The organism is Streptomyces sp. NPDC050085, from assembly GCF_044460595.1.
Classification (GTDB): Bacteria; Actinomycetota; Actinomycetes; order Streptomycetales; family Streptomycetaceae; genus Streptomyces.
This window is the reverse complement of the sequence record NZ_JBITJZ010000021.1, coordinates 33,459-50,214: the sequence shown is the minus strand read 5'-3', so window position 1 is coordinate 50,214 and position 16,756 is coordinate 33,459. Positions and strand designations below refer to the sequence as shown.

At 72.9% G+C, this 16,756-nt stretch carries 18 protein-coding genes; 7 read left to right on the top strand and 11 right to left on the bottom strand.

The window, feature by feature from the left end; all coding sequences use genetic code 11:
- Positions 1-12: 12 nt before the first annotated feature.
- On the bottom strand, positions 13-981 hold the full coding sequence (locus ACIBUY_RS39810; RefSeq protein WP_399155273.1) for a lipase family alpha/beta hydrolase: 969 nt from the start codon (positions 979-981) through the stop codon (positions 13-15).
- A 1,231-nt stretch (positions 982-2,212) separates the two neighbouring features.
- Positions 2,213-2,800 (bottom strand): hypothetical protein, encoded by a 588-nt coding sequence (locus ACIBUY_RS39805; protein WP_399155300.1) that lies wholly within the window; start codon positions 2,798-2,800, stop codon positions 2,213-2,215.
- A gap of 474 nt (positions 2,801-3,274) precedes the next feature.
- Here ACIBUY_RS39805 and ACIBUY_RS39800 point away from each other — a divergent pair, with 474 nt between their 5' ends.
- From ACIBUY_RS39800 to ACIBUY_RS39790, 3 genes are all read left to right on the top strand, one after another.
- On the top strand, positions 3,275-3,523 hold the full coding sequence (locus ACIBUY_RS39800; protein ID WP_365576475.1) for a helix-turn-helix domain-containing protein: 249 nt from the start codon (positions 3,275-3,277) through the stop codon (positions 3,521-3,523).
- Between the two features lie 169 nt (positions 3,524-3,692).
- Positions 3,693-3,983, top strand: coding sequence for a tetratricopeptide repeat protein (locus ACIBUY_RS39795; protein WP_365576473.1), 291 nt, complete (start codon positions 3,693-3,695; stop codon positions 3,981-3,983).
- Positions 3,984-4,222: 239 nt separating this feature from the next.
- On the top strand, positions 4,223-5,401 hold the full coding sequence (locus ACIBUY_RS39790) for a methyltransferase (RefSeq protein ID WP_399155299.1): 1,179 nt from the start codon (positions 4,223-4,225) through the stop codon (positions 5,399-5,401).
- Here the strand turns inward: ACIBUY_RS39790 and ACIBUY_RS39785 are convergent.
- Positions 5,372-6,589 (bottom strand): MFS transporter, encoded by a 1,218-nt coding sequence (locus tag ACIBUY_RS39785; RefSeq protein ID WP_399155272.1) that lies wholly within the window; start codon positions 6,587-6,589, stop codon positions 5,372-5,374. The two genes, ACIBUY_RS39790 and ACIBUY_RS39785, sit on opposite strands and share 30 nt — an antisense overlap.
- Complete coding sequence (locus ACIBUY_RS39780) at positions 6,586-7,215, bottom strand: ArsR/SmtB family transcription factor (RefSeq protein WP_399155271.1); 630 nt, start codon at positions 7,213-7,215, stop codon at positions 6,586-6,588. The genes ACIBUY_RS39785 and ACIBUY_RS39780 overlap by 4 nt, the downstream gene beginning before the upstream one ends.
- Positions 7,216-7,402: 187 nt before the next feature.
- On the opposite strand from ACIBUY_RS39780, the gene ACIBUY_RS39775 reads away from it, so the two are divergent.
- Positions 7,403-8,170: a hypothetical protein gene (locus tag ACIBUY_RS39775; RefSeq protein ID WP_399155270.1), complete on the top strand. Its 768-nt coding sequence runs from the start codon at positions 7,403-7,405 to the stop codon at positions 8,168-8,170.
- A gap of 28 nt (positions 8,171-8,198) precedes the next feature.
- Here the strand turns inward: ACIBUY_RS39775 and ACIBUY_RS39770 are convergent, their stop codons facing one another.
- From ACIBUY_RS39770 to ACIBUY_RS39755, 4 genes are all read right to left on the bottom strand, one after another.
- Positions 8,199-8,900 (bottom strand): class I SAM-dependent methyltransferase, encoded by a 702-nt coding sequence (locus ACIBUY_RS39770; protein WP_365576381.1) that lies wholly within the window; start codon positions 8,898-8,900, stop codon positions 8,199-8,201.
- 92 nt (positions 8,901-8,992) lie between these two features.
- Positions 8,993-9,211: a hypothetical protein gene (locus ACIBUY_RS39765; protein WP_365576379.1), complete on the bottom strand. Its 219-nt coding sequence runs from the start codon at positions 9,209-9,211 to the stop codon at positions 8,993-8,995.
- 293 nt (positions 9,212-9,504) lie between these two features.
- Positions 9,505-10,413: a LysR substrate-binding domain-containing protein gene (locus tag ACIBUY_RS39760; protein ID WP_365576377.1), complete on the bottom strand. Its 909-nt coding sequence runs from the start codon at positions 10,411-10,413 to the stop codon at positions 9,505-9,507.
- Between the two features lie 83 nt (positions 10,414-10,496).
- Entirely contained in the window at positions 10,497-11,270 is a 774-nt protein-coding gene (locus ACIBUY_RS39755; protein WP_399155269.1) for an acyl-CoA dehydrogenase family protein, read from the bottom strand.
- A 27-nt stretch (positions 11,271-11,297) separates the two neighbouring features.
- Here ACIBUY_RS39755 and ACIBUY_RS39750 point away from each other — a divergent pair, with 27 nt between their 5' ends.
- From ACIBUY_RS39750 to ACIBUY_RS39740, 3 genes are all read left to right on the top strand, one after another.
- Entirely contained in the window at positions 11,298-11,588 is a 291-nt protein-coding gene (locus ACIBUY_RS39750) for a hypothetical protein (protein WP_399155268.1), read from the top strand.
- A 75-nt stretch (positions 11,589-11,663) separates the two neighbouring features.
- On the top strand, positions 11,664-13,145 hold the full coding sequence (locus tag ACIBUY_RS39745) for a CoA transferase (protein ID WP_399155267.1): 1,482 nt from the start codon (positions 11,664-11,666) through the stop codon (positions 13,143-13,145).
- A gap of 44 nt (positions 13,146-13,189) precedes the next feature.
- Positions 13,190-13,867 (top strand): AIM24 family protein, encoded by a 678-nt coding sequence (locus tag ACIBUY_RS39740; protein ID WP_365576370.1) that lies wholly within the window; start codon positions 13,190-13,192, stop codon positions 13,865-13,867.
- Positions 13,868-13,895: 28 nt separating this feature from the next.
- Here ACIBUY_RS39740 and ACIBUY_RS39735 read toward each other — a convergent pair whose 3' ends face one another.
- From ACIBUY_RS39735 to ACIBUY_RS39725, 3 genes are all read right to left on the bottom strand, one after another.
- Positions 13,896-14,333, bottom strand: a complete 438-nt coding sequence (locus ACIBUY_RS39735) for an SRPBCC family protein (RefSeq protein WP_365576368.1) — start codon at positions 14,331-14,333, stop codon at positions 13,896-13,898.
- 92 nt (positions 14,334-14,425) lie between these two features.
- Complete coding sequence (locus ACIBUY_RS39730; protein ID WP_365576366.1) at positions 14,426-15,163, bottom strand: haloacid dehalogenase-like hydrolase; 738 nt, start codon at positions 15,161-15,163, stop codon at positions 14,426-14,428.
- Positions 15,164-15,320: 157 nt separating this feature from the next.
- Positions 15,321-16,745 (bottom strand): dihydrolipoyl dehydrogenase family protein, encoded by a 1,425-nt coding sequence (locus ACIBUY_RS39725; protein WP_399155266.1) that lies wholly within the window; start codon positions 16,743-16,745, stop codon positions 15,321-15,323.
- Positions 16,746-16,756: the final 11 nt, after the last annotated feature.

The window sequence follows — 16,756 nt, the reverse complement described above, 5'->3', positions numbered from 1 at the left end:
GGGCCGTCTCCCTTACTGGACGGGTGCGGTGGGTCCGGTCAGCGGGAGGACCGTCTGGCACTTCACCGGGCGCGGGTGCGCGGGGTCGAGCGCGTTCAGGACGTGGGTGAGGGTGATCGGGTCGTACGGTGCCTCGAGGTGGTCGGCGAAGTCCTTGGCGCAGGAGTCCTGGAGCAGGATGTTCTTGACGGTGGCGCCCGGGCCCGCGGTCAGGAAGCCGTTCGAGTACGGCGTGACGACCTCGTCGTACTTGGTGGCGATGACGGTGTAGTCGACGCCGGGCACGGTGTCGCCGCCCGCGTCGAGCGCCTTGTTGAAGTCGGAGCCGATCTCCTGCTCGACGAGGGCGGGGGCGGTCTTGTCGAGGAGTGCGTTCGCGGGCTGCAACAGGTAGAGGGCGCGGCCGAGTTCGGTGATGCCGTCGAGGGTGGTGCCGTGGTTCGACGGGGTGATGCCGATGAGCTTGTCGACCTTGCCCGCGGCGCTCGGGTCGTTCTTCAAGTACGCGCGGGGCATCGGGCCGCCGCCCTGGGAGTGGCCGACCAGGTCGACCTCGGCGGCTCCGGTGGCGCCGCGCACCTTGTCGACGAACGTACCCAGTTTCGCGGCTCCGTCCTCGATGCGGGCGGTGCCCTGGACGGGCGCGGTCTCGCTGTCGGCGCCGTAGTTGAAGGCGAAGACGCAGTAGCCGTTGTTGGCCAACAGGGGCGCGGCCCCACGCCAGTTGTCGTTCATGTTCTCGAGCGTGCCGTGGATCAGGACGACCGGGTGGGGGTGCTCGGCGCTCGGCCGGCAGTTCCAGTCGTTCGCCCCGGGAGGCGCCTCGCCCGCCTTGAAGAACCCCTTCAGGAATCCGGCGGTGAAGTTGTACTCGACGGGCCGCTGCGTTTCCGTCGCGCCCGCGTTCGGGGCGCCGACCGCGACCAGTCCGGTGATTCCGATGGCGCCTGCGGCGATCGCGCCGACAATCCTGTGTCTCATTTCCAGTACCGTCCCTTGTTCTGGAAATTCCTGGAAAGCCGCGGCATTCGCGGCTTCGAACGGCGCGAAGCTAGAAGGCGGTTCGGGGGCGCGGCAAGAAGGTGCGCGGCGCGGTGTGCGAGGCGCGCAGGCCCGTGCCAGGAATGCGGGCGCGGCGAGTCCGAAAGTGTCACGGAGGTGAGCGCTTTGCGGGCAGGCCGCTCTCCTTGCCCGGCATCAGCGCTGGTGGAGACTGACTAGCACTGGTAGTTGACTTGCCGTCAACATCTTGACCCGCGAGTAACCTCCGCTCATACTCGGCGGCACCGACGGTCCTAGGAGTGGCGGGATGAGCGCTTCCGGCACGTCCGGCGCACCGGGTTTCGCAGGCGCGTGGGCGGTCTTTCCGCCCCGTCTCGCGGCCGAGCTGCGCAAGGAGAACCGCACGCTCGCTGCCGAGATCATTCATGAGATCCGCGGCCAAGTGCCGGAATTCTCCCGGCCGTTGTCCGGGCAGTTCGGGGCATCCATCCAGCACGGGGTGGAAACGGCACTGGCCGAATTCGTCGAACGCGTCGAGGAAGGCGGCGGTGAACTCGACGCGGAGCGCCTTCCGGTCTATCGGGCGCTCGGCCGGGGCGAATTGGCGGAGGGCCGCAGCCTGGACGCGCTGCAGGCGGCGTACCGGCTCGGGGCGCGGGTGGCGTGGCGGCGGTACGTCCGCGTGGCCCGGCGTCTGTCGCTCGGCCGTGACGCGGTGGCCCGGCTCGCGGAGACCGTCTTCACCCACATCGACGAGATCGCGGCGGCCTCGGTCGCCGCGTACGCCCGCGCCCAGGCGGACGCCGCGGGCACGCTCGGACGCCGCCGCCACCATCTGCTGACGCTGCTGATCGCCGAGGAACCGCCTCCTCAGGACGTGCTGCGGGCGGCCGCCGGGGAGGCGGAGTGGCGGTTGCCGCAGACGGTTGCTGCGGTGGCGCTCGCGCCTCGGGGGGTTGCGTCGGCGCCCAGGGCTGGGGCGGGTCCTAGTACGAGCCCGGGGGCGGGTCAGGGGCCGCCGAGTCCGGATCTGGGGGCGGGTCCCAGCGCGGGGCAAGGGCCGAGTCCGGATCTGGGGGCGGGTCCCAGCGCGGGGCAAGGGCCGAGTCCGGATCTGGGGGCGGGTCCCAGCGCGGGGCAAGGGCCGAGTGCGGGCCTGGGGGCAGGTTTCAGTGCGGGCCCGAGGGCGCATGCGGCGGCGGGCCCGAGGTCAAGTCCGAGTGCGGGGGCGGATCCGAGCCCGAGTGCGGGGGTGATGATCGGCGCGGTCGACGGCATCCGGGGCGGCACGGGCCGGACGGACGACACGCACGGGACGCACGGGATGTACGGCACGGACAGGACGCACGGCGCGGGCGGCACGGACGGCACGGGCGGCACGGGCGGCACGGGCGGCACGGGCGGCACGGGCGGCACGGACAGGACAGGCCGCACGGACGAGACGGACCGCACGCACGGGACGCACAGCACGGGCGGCACGGGCGGCACGGACGGGGCGCGCGGCACGGACAGGACAGGCCGCACAGACGAGACTCACCGCACGGACAAGACGGACCCCACGCACGGGACGCACAGCACGGACGGCACGGACGGCACGGGCCGCTCGGACGGCACGGACAGGTCGCGCGGGACGCGCGGCACGGACAGGACGGGCCGCACGGACAAGGCGGACCGCACGGACGGGACGCACAGCACGCGCAGCACGGGCGGCGCGCGCAGCACGGGCGGCGCGGGCGGCACGGGCGGCACGGGCGGCGCGGGCCAGACGGACAGGACTGACGGGACGGACCGCACGCACGGCACAGACGGCACGGACCCCGCGCACGGCCCGGCGCAGGCCCCGCTTGGACCGGGCCTAGCCGCCGCCCCCGGCACAGCGCCGGGTGACGTCGGGCCCGGCGGTGGCCGGGCCGGACTTCGGGGCAGGGGCGTGCGCCCGGGTGACGCGCCAGGCGGGCCGGGCCGCAGCGCACCCCGCAGCGCATCCGACCCGTCCGCCGGAGGCCACCGGCGGCTGCCCTCCGTCGTGCTCGTCGATCTGGACGGGCCCGCGCCGTGTCTCCTCGTGCCGGATCCTGCCGTGCTCCTCGACGACCCCCGGGTACGGCGGCTGCTGCACGAGCGGGCCGGGGTCGCCGGGCCCGAGGTGCCGCTGGCGCAGGCCGCGGACTCGCTGCGCTGGGCCCGGACACTGCGCGAACGCGGGCCGGGCGGCGCCACACCGCGGCTCGCCGATCTGCTGCTGCTCGCGGACCCCGCGTTGGTGCGTCTGATGGCCGCGCGCAGGCTCGCCCCGCTGTCCGCGCTCACCCCGAAACAGCGCGACCGGCTCGCCCGTACGCTGCTCGCCCATCTGCAGAGCCCGCACGGCAGCGCGCCCGAGCTGGCCGAGCGTCTGGCGATCCACCCCCAGACGGCCCGCCGCCGCCTGCACCATCTGCAGCGCCTGTTCGGGCCCGCCCTCGGCGACCCGGACGCCCGTTTCGAACTGGAGGCGGCACTCCGGGCCCAGCTGCGCTGACCTGCGGCACACGGCCCCGGGAATATGCCGGGTGCCGCGTCCGTTGACGGCGCACAAGGAGGTCACCGTGGAGCAGAAGCACGTGGAGCAGACGTACGCGGAGCAGGAGTTCGCACAGCAGGAGTACTACACGCACGGGACGGCCGCGGAGCGCTGGGAGCGGGCGCGGATGTTCTTCGACGCGAAGGAGTTCACGACCGCCGCCGGCATCCTGAACGGCCTCGTCGAGGAGGTCCCGGAGCAGGTGGGTCCGCGGCTGCTGCTCGCTCGCTCCTACTACCACTCGGCTCAACTGCGGCGCGCGGAGAGCGAGTTGCGCATCATCGTCGAGCGCGACCCGGTCGAGCACTACGCCCGTCTGATGCTCGGGCGGACCCTGGAGCGGCAGGGCAGGGACGCGGAGGCGGCGCCGCACCTGCGGATGGCGGCCGCGCTCTCCGGCGAGTTCCCGGAGAGCTGAACCGCGCGAGAAGCAATGGTGCGGCCGGGTGCGCGACACCCGGCCGCACCGCCGTGCACGGGCGCACAGCGGCCGCGCGTAGAGCCGCGAACGACTGCATACGGCTGCTGACGACTGCGTACGGCTGCGTACGGCGTGGCCGACCCTGTGAGCTGGGGCTCCGCTAGCCTTGGCGGACGATGAACCGCACCGATCAGCCCACCGCCCAGCCGGCCGACCAGCCCGCCCGGGACCGCCGTATGAACACGCCCTGGGGCGATGTCGACCTCACCCGCTTCCCGGCGGACCCCCGCGACCAGCTGCGCGCCTGGGACGCGGCGGACACGTACCTGCTCAACCATCTCGCGGAGTCCGGTACCGACCTGTCCGGCGCCGTCGCGGTGGTGGGCGACCGGTGGGGAGCACTCGGCACGGCGCTGACCGGCGTCGACGGCTGCGTGCCGACGCTGATCTCGGACTCGTACCTCGGACAGCGGGCCACCGAGGAGAACCTGGCGCGCGCCGGACGCAGCGCGGTGCCGCTGCTCACCACGCAGGACACCCCGCCTGACCGGGTCGACGTGCTGCTCGTGCGCGTCCCCAAGAGCCTGGCACTGCTCGAGGACCAGCTGCACCGGCTGCGGCCCGCGGTGCACGAGGGGACCGTGGTCGTCGGCACCGGCATGGTGAAGGAGATCCACACTTCTACGCTGAAGCTGTTCGAGCGGATCATCGGGCCGACCCGCACCTCGCTCGCCGAGAAGAAGGCGCGACTGATCCTCAGCACGCCGGACCCGGCCCTGGAACCCGGCCCGAACCCCTGGCCGCACCGCTATCAGCTCCCCGACGACATCGGCCTGTTGGCGGGCCGTACGGTCGTCAATCACGCGGGTGTGTTCTGCGCCGAGCGCCTCGACATCGGGACCCGTTTCTTCCTGGAGCATCTGCCGCGCAGCACGGGGGCCGCCCGCATCGTGGACCTGGGGTGCGGCAACGGCGTCGTGGGGACGAGTGCCGCGCTCGCGGAGCCGGACGCGGAGGTCCTGTTCACCGACGAGTCGCACCAGGCGGTGGCGTCGGCCGCGCACACGTACGCGCAGAACTGCGGCGACCGGCCGGGCAAGGCCGTCTTCCGGGTCGGTGACGGCCTCGCCGGCGTGCCCGACGGGAGTGTCGACCTGGTCCTCAACAACCCGCCGTTCCACACGCACCAGGCGACGACGGACGCCACGGCCTGGCGGATGTTCACGCAGGCGCACGCCGCGCTGCGGCCGGGTGGCGAGCTGTGGGTCGTCGGCAACCGGCACCTCGGCTACCACGTGAAGCTGCGCCGGCTGTTCGGGTCGAGTGAACTCGTCGCCGCCGACCCGAAGTTCGTGGTCCTCAAGGCCGTGAAGCGGGAGCCGCGGTCACGGGGGCGTGGCGCGCAGCAGCGGTGACGCGGCGAGCGCGGCGGCCAGCAGGCACACCGCGCCGCAGCCCGCGAGGAACGCCCCGGTCCCCCACGCGTCGGCGACGAGACCGAGCAGCGGGAACAGGAACGGGCCGAGGCCGAGCGTGCACAGCGAGGTGACGGAGGTGACCCGGCCGACGTAGCCGGGCTCGGTCCACTGCTGGAGCAGGGCGTGCCCGAGGATCATCGGGATGCCGCTCGCCGCGCCGAGCAGGGCGCACAGGGCCACGGCGACGCCGGGGGCGGGACGGGTGAGCCCGAGCGCGGTGACGAGGACGGCGGTGACGAGCAGACAGGCGGCGAGCAGCGTGCCCGCCCTCGGGACGCGGGGCAGCGCGGTGAGGGCGATGCCCACGGCGGCGCCCGCGACGCTGAACGCGCCCAGCAGAAGCGACAGCGTGCCGGGGCCCCAGCCGCGTTCGCCGGTCAGCAGGACGAGCGCGCTGCCGACCGGCCCGCTGAAGCACATCTCCCCCAGGCCGATCACGGCGACGAGCCGGACCAGCCGGGGCCTGCCCCTCAAGTACCGCAGCCCGTCTTGGAGTTCGGACCGCGCGCTCCCCTCGGTCCGCGCCGTGGGCGCGGCCGGCACCCGCAGCGCGACGAGCAGCACGAGCGAGACGGCGAACAGCACGCCGACTCCGGTGAACGCCGTCGCCGCACCGCCGGCGGCCAGCGCCGCGCCCGCGGCGAACGGCCCGGCGGTGTTGGCGAGGCGCACCGCGAGCGAACGCAGACCTTGTACGCGCGTCAGCTGCCCCGGCGCGGTCAACAGCGGGGGCAGCGCGCCGACGGCGGGCAGGAACAGCGCGTCGGCAACGCCGAAGCACACCGCGAGCACGCACAGGACCGCGATGCCGGGACCGTTCGCGTACGTCACCGCCGCCGCGGCCAGCACCGTCAGACAGCGCACGAGATCGCTGCCGATGAGCACCCGGCGCGGCCCGAACCGGTCCGCGAGCACACCGCCGCCGAGCATCAGCACGGCCCGGGGCACGGCCCCCGCGGCGAGCACGAGCCCGGCCGCGGCCGGTCCTGCCGCTGCGGCGACGGCCCAGGTCAGCGCGGTGAAGTAGACGACGTCGCCGGTGACGGACGCGGTGTAGGCGCCGAGCCAGCGCACGACGTTCGGGTCGCGGTGCGCGGCGGCCCGGGCGGGCACCGTCACCGTCACGACGTCTCCGCACCCTCCGCACCCTCGGCAGGCGACGCCGGAATCACCGGCGCCGGAACCACCGGAACCACCGGAATCACCGGAATCACCGGGAACGCCTGGAACTGCACGGTGGCGACCGCGGCGCCCGCCGCTGCCTCCTTGCCGCGATAGCGCGCCACGACCTCGTACAACTCCCCTTTCAGCGCTGCCAGTTCAGCCGGGGTGACGTGCACGGTGAAGTCACTGAACGCCGACACGGCGAACCACTCCTCGGGCATCCCCGGCACGGCCTGTACGGCCGCCCGGCGCAGCGTCTCCGCGGCGGCGAGGGCGACGGCCTGCGTGTAGGCCCGTCCGTCGGGGCCGCCCTGCTCCCCCGGGTCGTGCTGCGAACCGTCGTGCAGGGCCCGCCACCAGCGGTCGCGCCGGTTGCCGCGCGCCGCGTCCTCTTCGATGAGCCCGCCCGCCGCGAGCCGCCGCAGGTGGTAGCTCGCGGCCCCGGAGTCCAGGTCGAAGTGGCGCGCCAACTGCCGCGCGGTGGCGGGTCCTTGCTGCCGCAGCCGGTTCAGCAGGGCCAGACGGACGGGGTGGGCGAGGACGCGCAGGGCGGCGGTGTCCAGGGGGAAGTCGCGGGCGTCGGTCATCCCGCGACCCTAGAACCAGAAGACTCGTTCGGGAAGAGTTCTTCGGGAAGACTTCTTCGCAATGAGAGCGACAACAGCGCACCGGGCAACCGATTACTACGGGCCCCACCACTCCCGCCATAGTAAAAAGCAGTAACTCCCCGCCACCTCTTGCGAGTTGATGGCAACCGCTTACATCCTGCCGCCCATGAGACTTCCCTCCACACGAGTCCGCCGCGTCCTCACCACGCTCGGCGCCACCGCCCTGCTCACCCTCGGCGCGACCGGACAGAGCTGGGCATCGACGCCCACCGTCCGCTGGTCGGCCGGGGCCCCGACACCCGTCACCAAGCTGACGCTGCCCATGGCGTTCGGGGCGGCGCCCGACGCCTCCGGGATCTACTTCGCGTACTACACGACGCTGGAGAGCGGCACGCGCCCGTACGCGGGCTTCCAGCCCAAGCCCGTCGGCAGCGACGGACACCCCCAACTCCAGGCGGTCTTCAGCTCGTTCAACGCCAACGCCACGACCACCGACAGCCACTGCTCGTACGGTGCGGACGGTGGCGCCGGCGTGAGCTGCGCGGTCCGTTTCACCTACACGAAGAACACGATGTACGGCATCGTGCTGCAGCGGGCGGGCGACGACGGCTCCACGCAGCTGATGACCGGCGACGTGGTCGAGACGTCCACCGGCACCACCGTCGCCCACATCGGCAGCTTCCGGCTCCCGGTGGCGTCCGGCCGCTTCAAGGCGTCGGACTCGGGCTTCGTCGAGCCGTACCTCACGGCGGGGTGCGCCCAGCGGGTCACGGTGACGTACGGCAGGCCGAGCGGCGCCGAGGCAGGCACGACGTACACAGGAGGCCTGCCCACGGTCACCGACCCGGCGTCGGGCAGCTGCCTGAGCAGCACGTCGACCGACACGTCGGCAGGGCGCCAAGTGACGGTCACCGGCGACCAGTTCACGGGGTAGCGCCCACCGGGCCTCGGCGCGGTCGGCGTCAGCGCAGTCGGCGTACCCGCAGCACCACGTCGTCGGTGTGGTGGGCGCCGGCACCGCCGTCGGGGGCGACGCGCGGGCGCTGCTCGTCGACCTCGATCCGCCAGTCGTCGTCGAGGAGTTCGGCGACCATCGACGGCCAGACGTAGTCGGCCGGGTCGAAGCCGCCCTCGTCCACGTGCTGGGTGTCCATGCCCGCGTGGTGGACGACCAGCAGTACGCCGCCGGGCGCGACAGCGGCGAGAAGCGCCCGCTCGGCCGCCGAGTCCGGGGTGCGCAGCAGGGCGGGGTACTGCGCGGTCACCAGGTCGAAGGAGGCCGGCGGGAGCGCGGCCTCGGTGAGCGTGGCGTGCACCCAGCGCACGGCGACGTCCGCGTCCCGCGCGTGCCCGGCCGCGCGCTCCAGCGCGATGCCCGAGACCTCGAGCGCGGTGACGTCCCAGCCGCCGCGCGCGAGCCAGACGGCGTCCGCGCCCTCGCCGCAGCCCACGTCGAGCACCCGCCCGGGCGTGAGCCCGTCGGTCTCGGCCACGAGCGCACCGTTCGGCTGCCCGCTCCACAGCTGCTGCCGATCGGCGTACCGATCGTCCCACTCGGCGCGCACGGCCGGGTCCCCGACGTACGCGCCGACGGGCGCGGGACGGTCGGCGGCCTCGGGGGCGGGGGCAGGGGCGGGGGTTCCTGTTGCGATGTTCTCGGTCACGAGCCCACCGTCGCCCGTCGCACCCCGGTCACGCCACTCTTGTTGCCGATCCGGCAAAACGCCTACTCCTACTCCTACTCCTACTCCTACTCCTACGCGCTGTGCAGCTGGATCTCCCGGTTGACGAAGAGGTGCACGAACCCGCACCGCCAGCAGATCAGCCCGGTCGCCGTCTCATCAGCCCAGGCCAGGTTGAAGAACTCCCCGCCCGTACTGTTCAGCTTCACACCCCGCTCGCGGAAGAGATCCCCCTTGCAGACCTGGCAGGTGATCCACATCTCCCCGAGCGAAGCCCGCACCGCTTTGGCCACAGCCCCTCCCTCCTGATCGCGCGTCGTGAACGAGTCACCACATGATCATGGCCGCCACAGCGGTCCGAAGAGAAGCGGATTGAGCTACATCTGAGCGTCGGGGACGAGGCCGGGCGAATCCTCTCTTTGCATCCGAGTCTCTGCATCCGAGTCTCTGCATCCGAGCGGGCCGGATCCCCGGCATTCCTCACCTCGCACCGGGCACGTCAGCCACGGTCGGCGATGCCGTCCACGTACGCCTCAGTCCGTCAACACCAGCAGGCCCCGCGATCAGATCCCGCCGCCCGTGATCCCTAAGAGGGCCCCTGGCCCGAGAGCGAGGCGGCTGCGAGGGCGAGCAGTGAGCGTACGGCCGGGTCGGCATGGGGCCGGTGCAGGGCCGCGATGGTGGTGGTGAGTTCGGGAGTCTCGTCGGTGAGCGGGAGGAAGCGGACGCCGGGGAAGGAGAGCGCGGCGGTGTGCTCGGGGACCAGGGCGACGCACAGGCCGGAGGCGACGTAGCTGAGCAGGCCCGGCAGGTCGTCGACGTGGGCCTGGAAGGTGGGGACGAATCCCGCGCGGTCGCAGGCCCCCAGCACGCGCCGTGCCAGTTGCTGCAGTGGCCCGTGGCTGAGGCGGGCGAAGTGGCGGCCGCGCAGGTCGGCGAGCGCGAGGCGCTCGGCCTTGGCGTGGGGGTCCGTTGCGGGCACGGCGACGACGAGGCGTTCTTCGGTGAGTAGGTGGACGGTCAGGTCGTCCTCGTCGAGTTCGGGCTGGCGTACCAGCGCGAGGTCCACGGTGCCGCTGCGGACGAGCTCGGTCAGCGTTCCGCTGGTTCCCTGCCGCAAGTGCACACGCAGGCCCGGCAGTTGCTCGGCGGCGTCGGCGAGCACGCGCGGCAGGTGCCAGTGGCCGAGGCTGGTGACGAAGCCGACATGCACTTCGCCCTCCTTGCCGGAGGCGATCCGGCGCGCGCGGGCGAGGGCGGACTCCTGCGCCTCCAGTATCCGCCGGGCGTCCGCCGCGAAGGCCTCACCGGCGGGGGTGAGGCTGACGCCCTGACTGCTCCGGTCGAGCAGGCGAGTGCCGATGATCCGCTCCAGGCGCTGGACGGCCTGGCTGAGCGGGGGCTGACTCATCATCAGACGGCTTGCCGCGCGGCCGAAATGCTTCTCCTCGGCCAGTACGGTGAACTGTTCCAGCAGGCGCGGCGTGAGATCCATGCGGTGAGCCTGGATCGAGTGGTGGGCGGTAGGGGGCGGATGCGCGGGCCCCCGGCCGGCCGGGGGCCCGGATGACGCGCCGGTCACCCGGCGAGCAGCGCCCAGACGTCGTCCGCGGCGAGCGCCTCGCGGCCCAGCCGTGCGGCCCAGTACGACTCGTCGCCGTCCTCGTCGCGCCAGGACCACAACCGGGTGGTGGCGAGGCGCAGCTCGCTGAGTTCGGTGAAGCCGATCGCGCCGTGCAGCTGGTGGGCGATGCGGGCGATCTCGGCGACCGACGCGGAGGCCTGCGCCTTGGCGGCGGCCACGCCGACCGGCGACAGGTCGCGGGCGGCCGCGTCCACCGCGGCACGGACCAGCGCACACTCCTCGATCAGGCGGGCCTCCTCCTGTTTGACGGCCTGGAAGCGGCTGAGCGGGCGGCCGAACTGGACGCGGGTGGTGGTGTGTTGGACGGTCAGCTCGACGCAGCGCTCGGCGGCTCCCGCGATGAGCGCGGCGCGGGCGAGAGCGGCGCGGAGTTCGGCCTCGGCGAGCTCGGCCTCGGAGAGGGGGTGGACGTCGGCGGCGGCCACCGCGTAGTCGTGCAGGTGGAGGGTGTCGCGGGGCTCACCGGCGAGGTTGGTGCCGGAGACGACGGTGACGGCGGTGCGGGCCGTCTCGACCGGGAACAGGACGGGCCCGCCCGGACCCTGTGCCAGTACGAGGACCGTGGACGTGGCGCCGTACGGCACCCGGGGCAGGGTGCCCGAGACGCGCAGGGCGGCGTCCTCGCCCGAGGTGCCGACCGGGCCGACCCGGGTGAGGGCGGGACGGGCGTACGCGAGGGTGAGACCGTCGGCGAGCGCGACCGTCAACGGGGCTTCGGGGAGCGTGAGTTCGAGGTGCCCGAGTACGGTCTCGGCGAACGGGCCGGGCGTGGCGAGGCGGCCCGCCTCACGCAGGGCGACCTGGGCGGCGGACCGGCAGGACTGCCGGGCTTCCTCGCCCACCTCGGCCCGGAGATGGAGAAGGCCTGGCCGGCCCTCGGCACGCCGGCCTTCGACGAACCCACCCTCGCCGTACTCACCGAGCAGGCCAAGGAGTTCCTGGCGGAGGGCAGCGTGAGCGAGCTGGCCGCCGAGCGCGACCGCCGCCAGATCGCGCTGCTGCGCACGCTCGACGAAGCCTCCTGAACCCGACCGCTTCCCCCCTGGCGCTGCACCGCCTTCTGACAACAGCTGCACCACCTTCCGACAACAGAGGACACCGTGAACCTGCACGACTCCATCGCCGCCGCCATCGCGGCCCCCGCCACCGACGACACCTTCGACATCCACGCCGCCCTCGCCGACGTACTGGGCGGAATCGGCCTGAGCCCCGCGGACACCGGCGGCACCTTCACCTTCCGCGGCGCGGACCCGATCGTGCCCAGCACCCTGCGGCTCGGCGCCGCCACCTCGCTCGCCCTCTCCGCCAAGTCCGCCGCGATCGCCGCCCTGTGGCGGCAGCGCGGCGGGCCCGGCCAGGACATCTCGATGGACCTGCGGGTCGCCCCGCACCGGCTGTGCCCCTTCTACGACCAGAAGTGGGAACTGCTGGGCGGCTACCCGGGCGGCGCACCGTCCGTCCCCACCATGGCCTTCGTCAACGGCTTCTACCGCACCGCCGACGACCGCTGGGTGATGCCGCTCAACCCCTACCCCAACCTGCGCATCGCCGCCGAACGCCTGCTCGGCGTCCCCGAGGACCCTCAGGCGGTGGCGGCCGCCATCGCCCGTCGCGAGGCGCTGGAACTGGAGCGGTCGGCCCAGCAGGCGGGCGCCGTCCTGCCGATGATCCGCACCCCGCAGGAGTTCCTGAAGGAACCCCAGTTCACCGACGTACTCGCCGGGATGCCACTCGTGGAGATCACCCGGGTCGGCGACAGCGAGGCCGAACCGCTGCCCACCCTGTCCGCCGGGGCCACCGCTCCACTGGACGGCGTACGGGCTCTGGGCATGGGCCACATCATCGCCGGGGCCGGGCGGGCGCTCGCCCTGCACGGCGCGGACGTGCTCAACCTGTGGCGGCCGGGCGAGCTGGAACACCCCATGACGTACAACTCGACCCAGGTGGGCGTCCGTTCAGCCACCGTCGAGCCCCGCACTCCCGAGGGCGCGGCCGCCATCCGCAGCCTGCTCGTCGACGCCGACGTCTTCTACGCCAACCGGCGCCCCGGCTTCCTCAACGGCATCGGCCTGTCCGAGCAGGAGGCCACCGCCCTGCGCCCCGGACTGGTGTACGCGACGGTGTCGCTGCACGGCACCACCGGCCCCGGGGCGCACCGGATCGGCTTCGACCAGACCGCGGGCTCCGTCGCCGGCCTGCTCCATCTCGAAGGCGACGGCGACCGCCCCGCCCTCCCCCCGATCACCGTGGTCAACGACTACCTGGTCGCCTGGTTCCTCGCCGCCGGCATCGTCGAAGCCCTGCGCCGCCGCGCGCGGGACGGCGGCTCCTACCGCGTCCACGTCTCGCTCACCCGGGTCGCGCTGTGGATCCTCTCGCTGGGCATCTTCGACCAGTCCTATGCCCACACCGTCGCCGGCACCGGCGACGAGCACGCCTACCTCGACCCCGAGACCTTCACCGCGCACACCCCGCTCGGCGACTACCAGGGCGTCACCGACCAGATCCACCTCTCCCGGACCCCGGGCGCCTACCGCCACGTCCTCCTCCCTCTCGGCTCCTCCCGCCCCACATGGGCCTGAGCAGCCCCTTGTCGGAACCATTCCCTCCGGGCCACGATGCCCGCATGAAGGGTGATCTTTTCGCAAGTGAGTACATGGTGCAGGCCGCTGTCGCGCCGGGCATGACCGTGCAGAACGCCAAGTCGATCCGCTACGTGGTCAACGGCGAGATGCTGGCTCGGCAGGGGGCGATGATCGCCTACCGGGGGAATCTGCAGTTCGAGCGGAAGGGCCAGGGGGTCGGCGGCATGCTGAAGCGTGCCGTCACCGGGGAGGGACTGGCTTTGATGAAGGTGCGCGGGCAGGGCGAGGCCTGGTTCGCGCAGGAGGCGCAGAACGTGTTCGTGGTCGACATCGAGCCCGGCGACGCCTTCACGGTCAACGGCCGCAACGTGCTGTGCTTCGACGCGACCCTGTCGTACGACATCAAGACCGTGAAGGGCGCAGGGATTTCGGGGGGCGGCCTGTTCAACAGCGTGTTCACCGGGCACGGGAAGCTCGGGCTCGTCTGCGAGGGCAATCCGCTGGTGCTGCCCGTGTCGCCGCAGCAGCCCGTGTACGTGGACACGGACGCCGTGGTCGGCTGGACCGCCGACCTGCGCACGTCGTTGCACCGTTCGCAGTCCATCGGCTCGATGATCCGGGGCGGTTCGGGCGAGGCGGTGCAGTTGATGCTGGAGGGCGAGGGCTTCGTCGTCGTACGTCCCAGTGAGGCGACTCCGCAGAAGCCGCAGCAGCACTAGCCCCACAGGCAAGGGCACGCAGCACTGGTCAGTCGCGTTCGTTCACCGCGATCCGCGCCAGTTTGGTCAGCATCATGCCGTTGCGGACCTTGACCAGATAGTCCACCGGGAGCCCGTGCATCCGCGTGCCGGGCCCCCGCAGGGGGTGCCAGTCGAGGACGAAGAGGGTGTTCTCGGCCCAGGGGATCAGGTTCATGGCGATGCGGGCGGCGCCGAAGGGGTCGGCCTTCGCCTCCAGTTCCAGGCGGTGTTCCGGCTCGCAGATCCGCACGACGCTGGTGTCGTCGAGGGTCAGCGGGCCGAGGCCGACGCGCACCTTGAGGGCGGCGCCGACCTGCGGCCACTCCGGGTCCGCGTGCAGCACCTGCCGGGTGCCCGTCACCCACTCCCCGAAGCGGTAGCCGTCGGCCAGCAGGGCCCACACCGCGGACGGCGGGGACAGGATGAGACGGCGGGTCCGTGCCACCGGGATCACACTCCTTCGCGGGCCCCCTCCTCGTCCCAGCATCACCCCTGGTCGCGTGTGCCGCGATCCGTCGCGGGCACGGTCGGTCCCGCTCACGCACGCGGGACCGGTCCGGCGTCCAGGACCGCACGGCAGTGCTCCAGGACGCGACGGCGGTCCGTCACCTGCCAGTCGTGGCTGGTCGCCGCCGACAGCAGACCCGGGTCGGGTTCGAAGGCCAGCGGCGTCCCGACCATGTCCAGGACGTCGATGTCCGCCGAGGAGTCGCCCATGGCGAAGGATCCCGCCCAGTCCACGGACGTACCGGAGTCGGCCTCCAGGAGGGAGGTCGCGTGCAGCAGAACGGGGCGTTTGGCGCCGCGGAGGGCGGGCGCACGCAGGGGCCGGCCGGTGCACAGGCCCTCGTCGAAGGCGAACTTCAGGCCCCAGGCGTGATCCATGTCCAGTTCGTCGGCCGCGCACAGCACGGCCTCCTCCGGGCTCCCGGAGAGCAGGCACGTCACGAAGCCGCGACGCTTCAGGAGGGTGACCAGTTCGGCCGCGTACGGGAAGAGCCGCGCACAGACCTGCTGCCACGCCTGGTGCCCGACCTGGGTGAGGACCGCCGTGGGCAGCCCGCGCACGGCCCGCCCGTAGGCGGGATAGAAGCGTGTGGCGCACGCGTCGTGGTCGATGGTTCCGCTCTTGTACGCGTCGATGGCCGCGAGCGCCTCGCGGGCGGCGGCCGGGACGCGGGAATGGCTCCGGGTCAGCGTCGTGGCCATCGCGGCGGCCACGAACCCGTCGAGCAGGGTGCCGTCCAGATCGAGTACCGCGAGTCGGATCGCCATGAAGAACCTCTCGGCCGGGGGAAAGAAATCACAAGGCGATTTCTTTCCCCCGGCCGAGGCGCTGGGCAGGTGCGGCCGTTCGCATGTGTTGAACGCGTTGCACGGACCCGAGCCCAACAGGCCTCGGCAGGGCGCCGGTTGACCGCCCCCTCAGCATCTAGCCGCGATACGTCTCGAGCAGCCGCAGCCACACCTCGCTGACCGTGGGGTACGCCGGTACCGCGTGCCAGAGCCGGTCGATCGGCACCTCACCGGCGATCGCGATCGTGGCCGAGTGGATCAGTTCGCCGACGCCGGGGCCGACGAAGGTGACGCCGAGCAGGACCTCCCGGTCCAGGTCGACGATCATGCGGGCACGGCCGGTGTAGCCGTCGGCGTAGAGGCCGGATCCGGCCACGTTCGCCATGTCGTAGTCGACGGCGCGGACACGGTGGCCCGCCGCCTCGGCCTCGGCCAGGGTCAGACCGGCGCTCGCCGCCTCCGGGTCGGTGAAGACGACCTGGGGGACGGCCGCGCGGTCGGCGGTCGCCGCGTGGGCGCCCCAGGGGTCGGTCTCCAGGAGCGGGGTCCCCGAGGCCCGCGCGGTGATCGCGGCGCCCGCGATACGGGCCTGGTACTTGCCCTGGTGGGTAAGGAGGGCACGGTGGTTGGCGTCGCCGACCGCGTAGAGCCAGTCGCTGTCCTCGACGCGCAGCGAGTCGTCGACCGTCAGCCAGGACCCGGGTTCCAGGCCCACCGTCTCCAGGCCGATGTCGTCGGTGCGCGGGGCGCGCCCGGTCGCGATGAGGATCTCGTCGGCCTCGATCGCGGAGCCGTCGCCGAGGGTGACCGTGACCGTGGCGCCGTTGCGCTCGACGGCCTTCACGGACACTCCCGTACGCACGTCCGCTCCCGCCTCGCGCAGGGCGTCGGCGACCAGTTCCCCGGCGAACGGTTCCATGCGGTTCAGCAGTCCGTCGCCGCGGACGAGCACGGTGACCTGCGAGCCGAGGGCCTGCCAGGCCGTGGCCATCTCGGTCGCCACGACTCCGCCGCCCACCACGACGAGCCGGCCCGGCACGTGGTCGGAGCTGGTCGCCTCGCGGCTGGTCCAGGGCTTGGCGTCGGCGAGGCCGGGAAGATCCGGCAGAGCGGCGCGGGTACCCGTGCACACGGCTACGGCGTGCCGGGCGGTGAGCGTGGTGAGCGTGCCGTCGTCGGCGGTGACGGTGACGCGGCGCGGGCCGTCGAGGCGACCGTGGCCGCGGTACAGGTCCGCGCCGATGGACTCGATCCAGCCGACCTGGCCGTCGTCCTTCCAGTGGGAGGTGTAGTAGTCGCGGTGGGCGAGCACGGCGGGGGCGTCGAGCGGGCCCTGCACCAGCTGGCGCAGGCCCGGCACGCGGCGGGCGTCGGCACGGGCGATCACCGGGCGCAGCAGCGCCTTGCTCGGCATGCACGCCCAGTACGAGCATTCGCCGCCGACGAGCTCGCTCTCCACGATCGCGGCGCTCAGCCCGCCGGCCCGTACCCGGTCCGCGACGTTCTCGCCGACCGGCCCCGCTCCCACCACGACAACGTCGTACTCCAAGGCATCCGTCATGACGCCCAGTG

Coding starts and splice junctions, on each gene's coding strand:
- ACIBUY_RS39810 (WP_399155273.1), bottom strand. CDS start 981: ATGAGACACAGGATTGTCGGCGCGATCGCCGCAGGCGCCATCGGAATC.
- ACIBUY_RS39800 (WP_365576475.1), top strand. CDS start 3,275: ATGGCCGCGCGCAGGCTCGCCCCGCTGTCCGCGCTCACCCCGAAACAG.
- ACIBUY_RS39795 (WP_365576473.1), top strand. CDS start 3,693: ATGTTCTTCGACGCGAAGGAGTTCACGACCGCCGCCGGCATCCTGAAC.
- ACIBUY_RS39790 (WP_399155299.1), top strand. CDS start 4,223: ATGAACACGCCCTGGGGCGATGTCGACCTCACCCGCTTCCCGGCGGAC.
- ACIBUY_RS39780 (WP_399155271.1), bottom strand. CDS start 7,215: ATGACCGACGCCCGCGACTTCCCCCTGGACACCGCCGCCCTGCGCGTC.
- ACIBUY_RS39775 (WP_399155270.1), top strand. CDS start 7,403: ATGAGACTTCCCTCCACACGAGTCCGCCGCGTCCTCACCACGCTCGGC.
- ACIBUY_RS39760 (WP_365576377.1), bottom strand. CDS start 10,413: ATGGATCTCACGCCGCGCCTGCTGGAACAGTTCACCGTACTGGCCGAG.
- ACIBUY_RS39740 (WP_365576370.1), top strand. CDS start 13,190: ATGAAGGGTGATCTTTTCGCAAGTGAGTACATGGTGCAGGCCGCTGTC.
- ACIBUY_RS39730 (WP_365576366.1), bottom strand. CDS start 15,163: ATGGCGATCCGACTCGCGGTACTCGATCTGGACGGCACCCTGCTCGAC.
- ACIBUY_RS39725 (WP_399155266.1), bottom strand. CDS start 16,745: ATGACGGATGCCTTGGAGTACGACGTTGTCGTGGTGGGAGCGGGGCCG.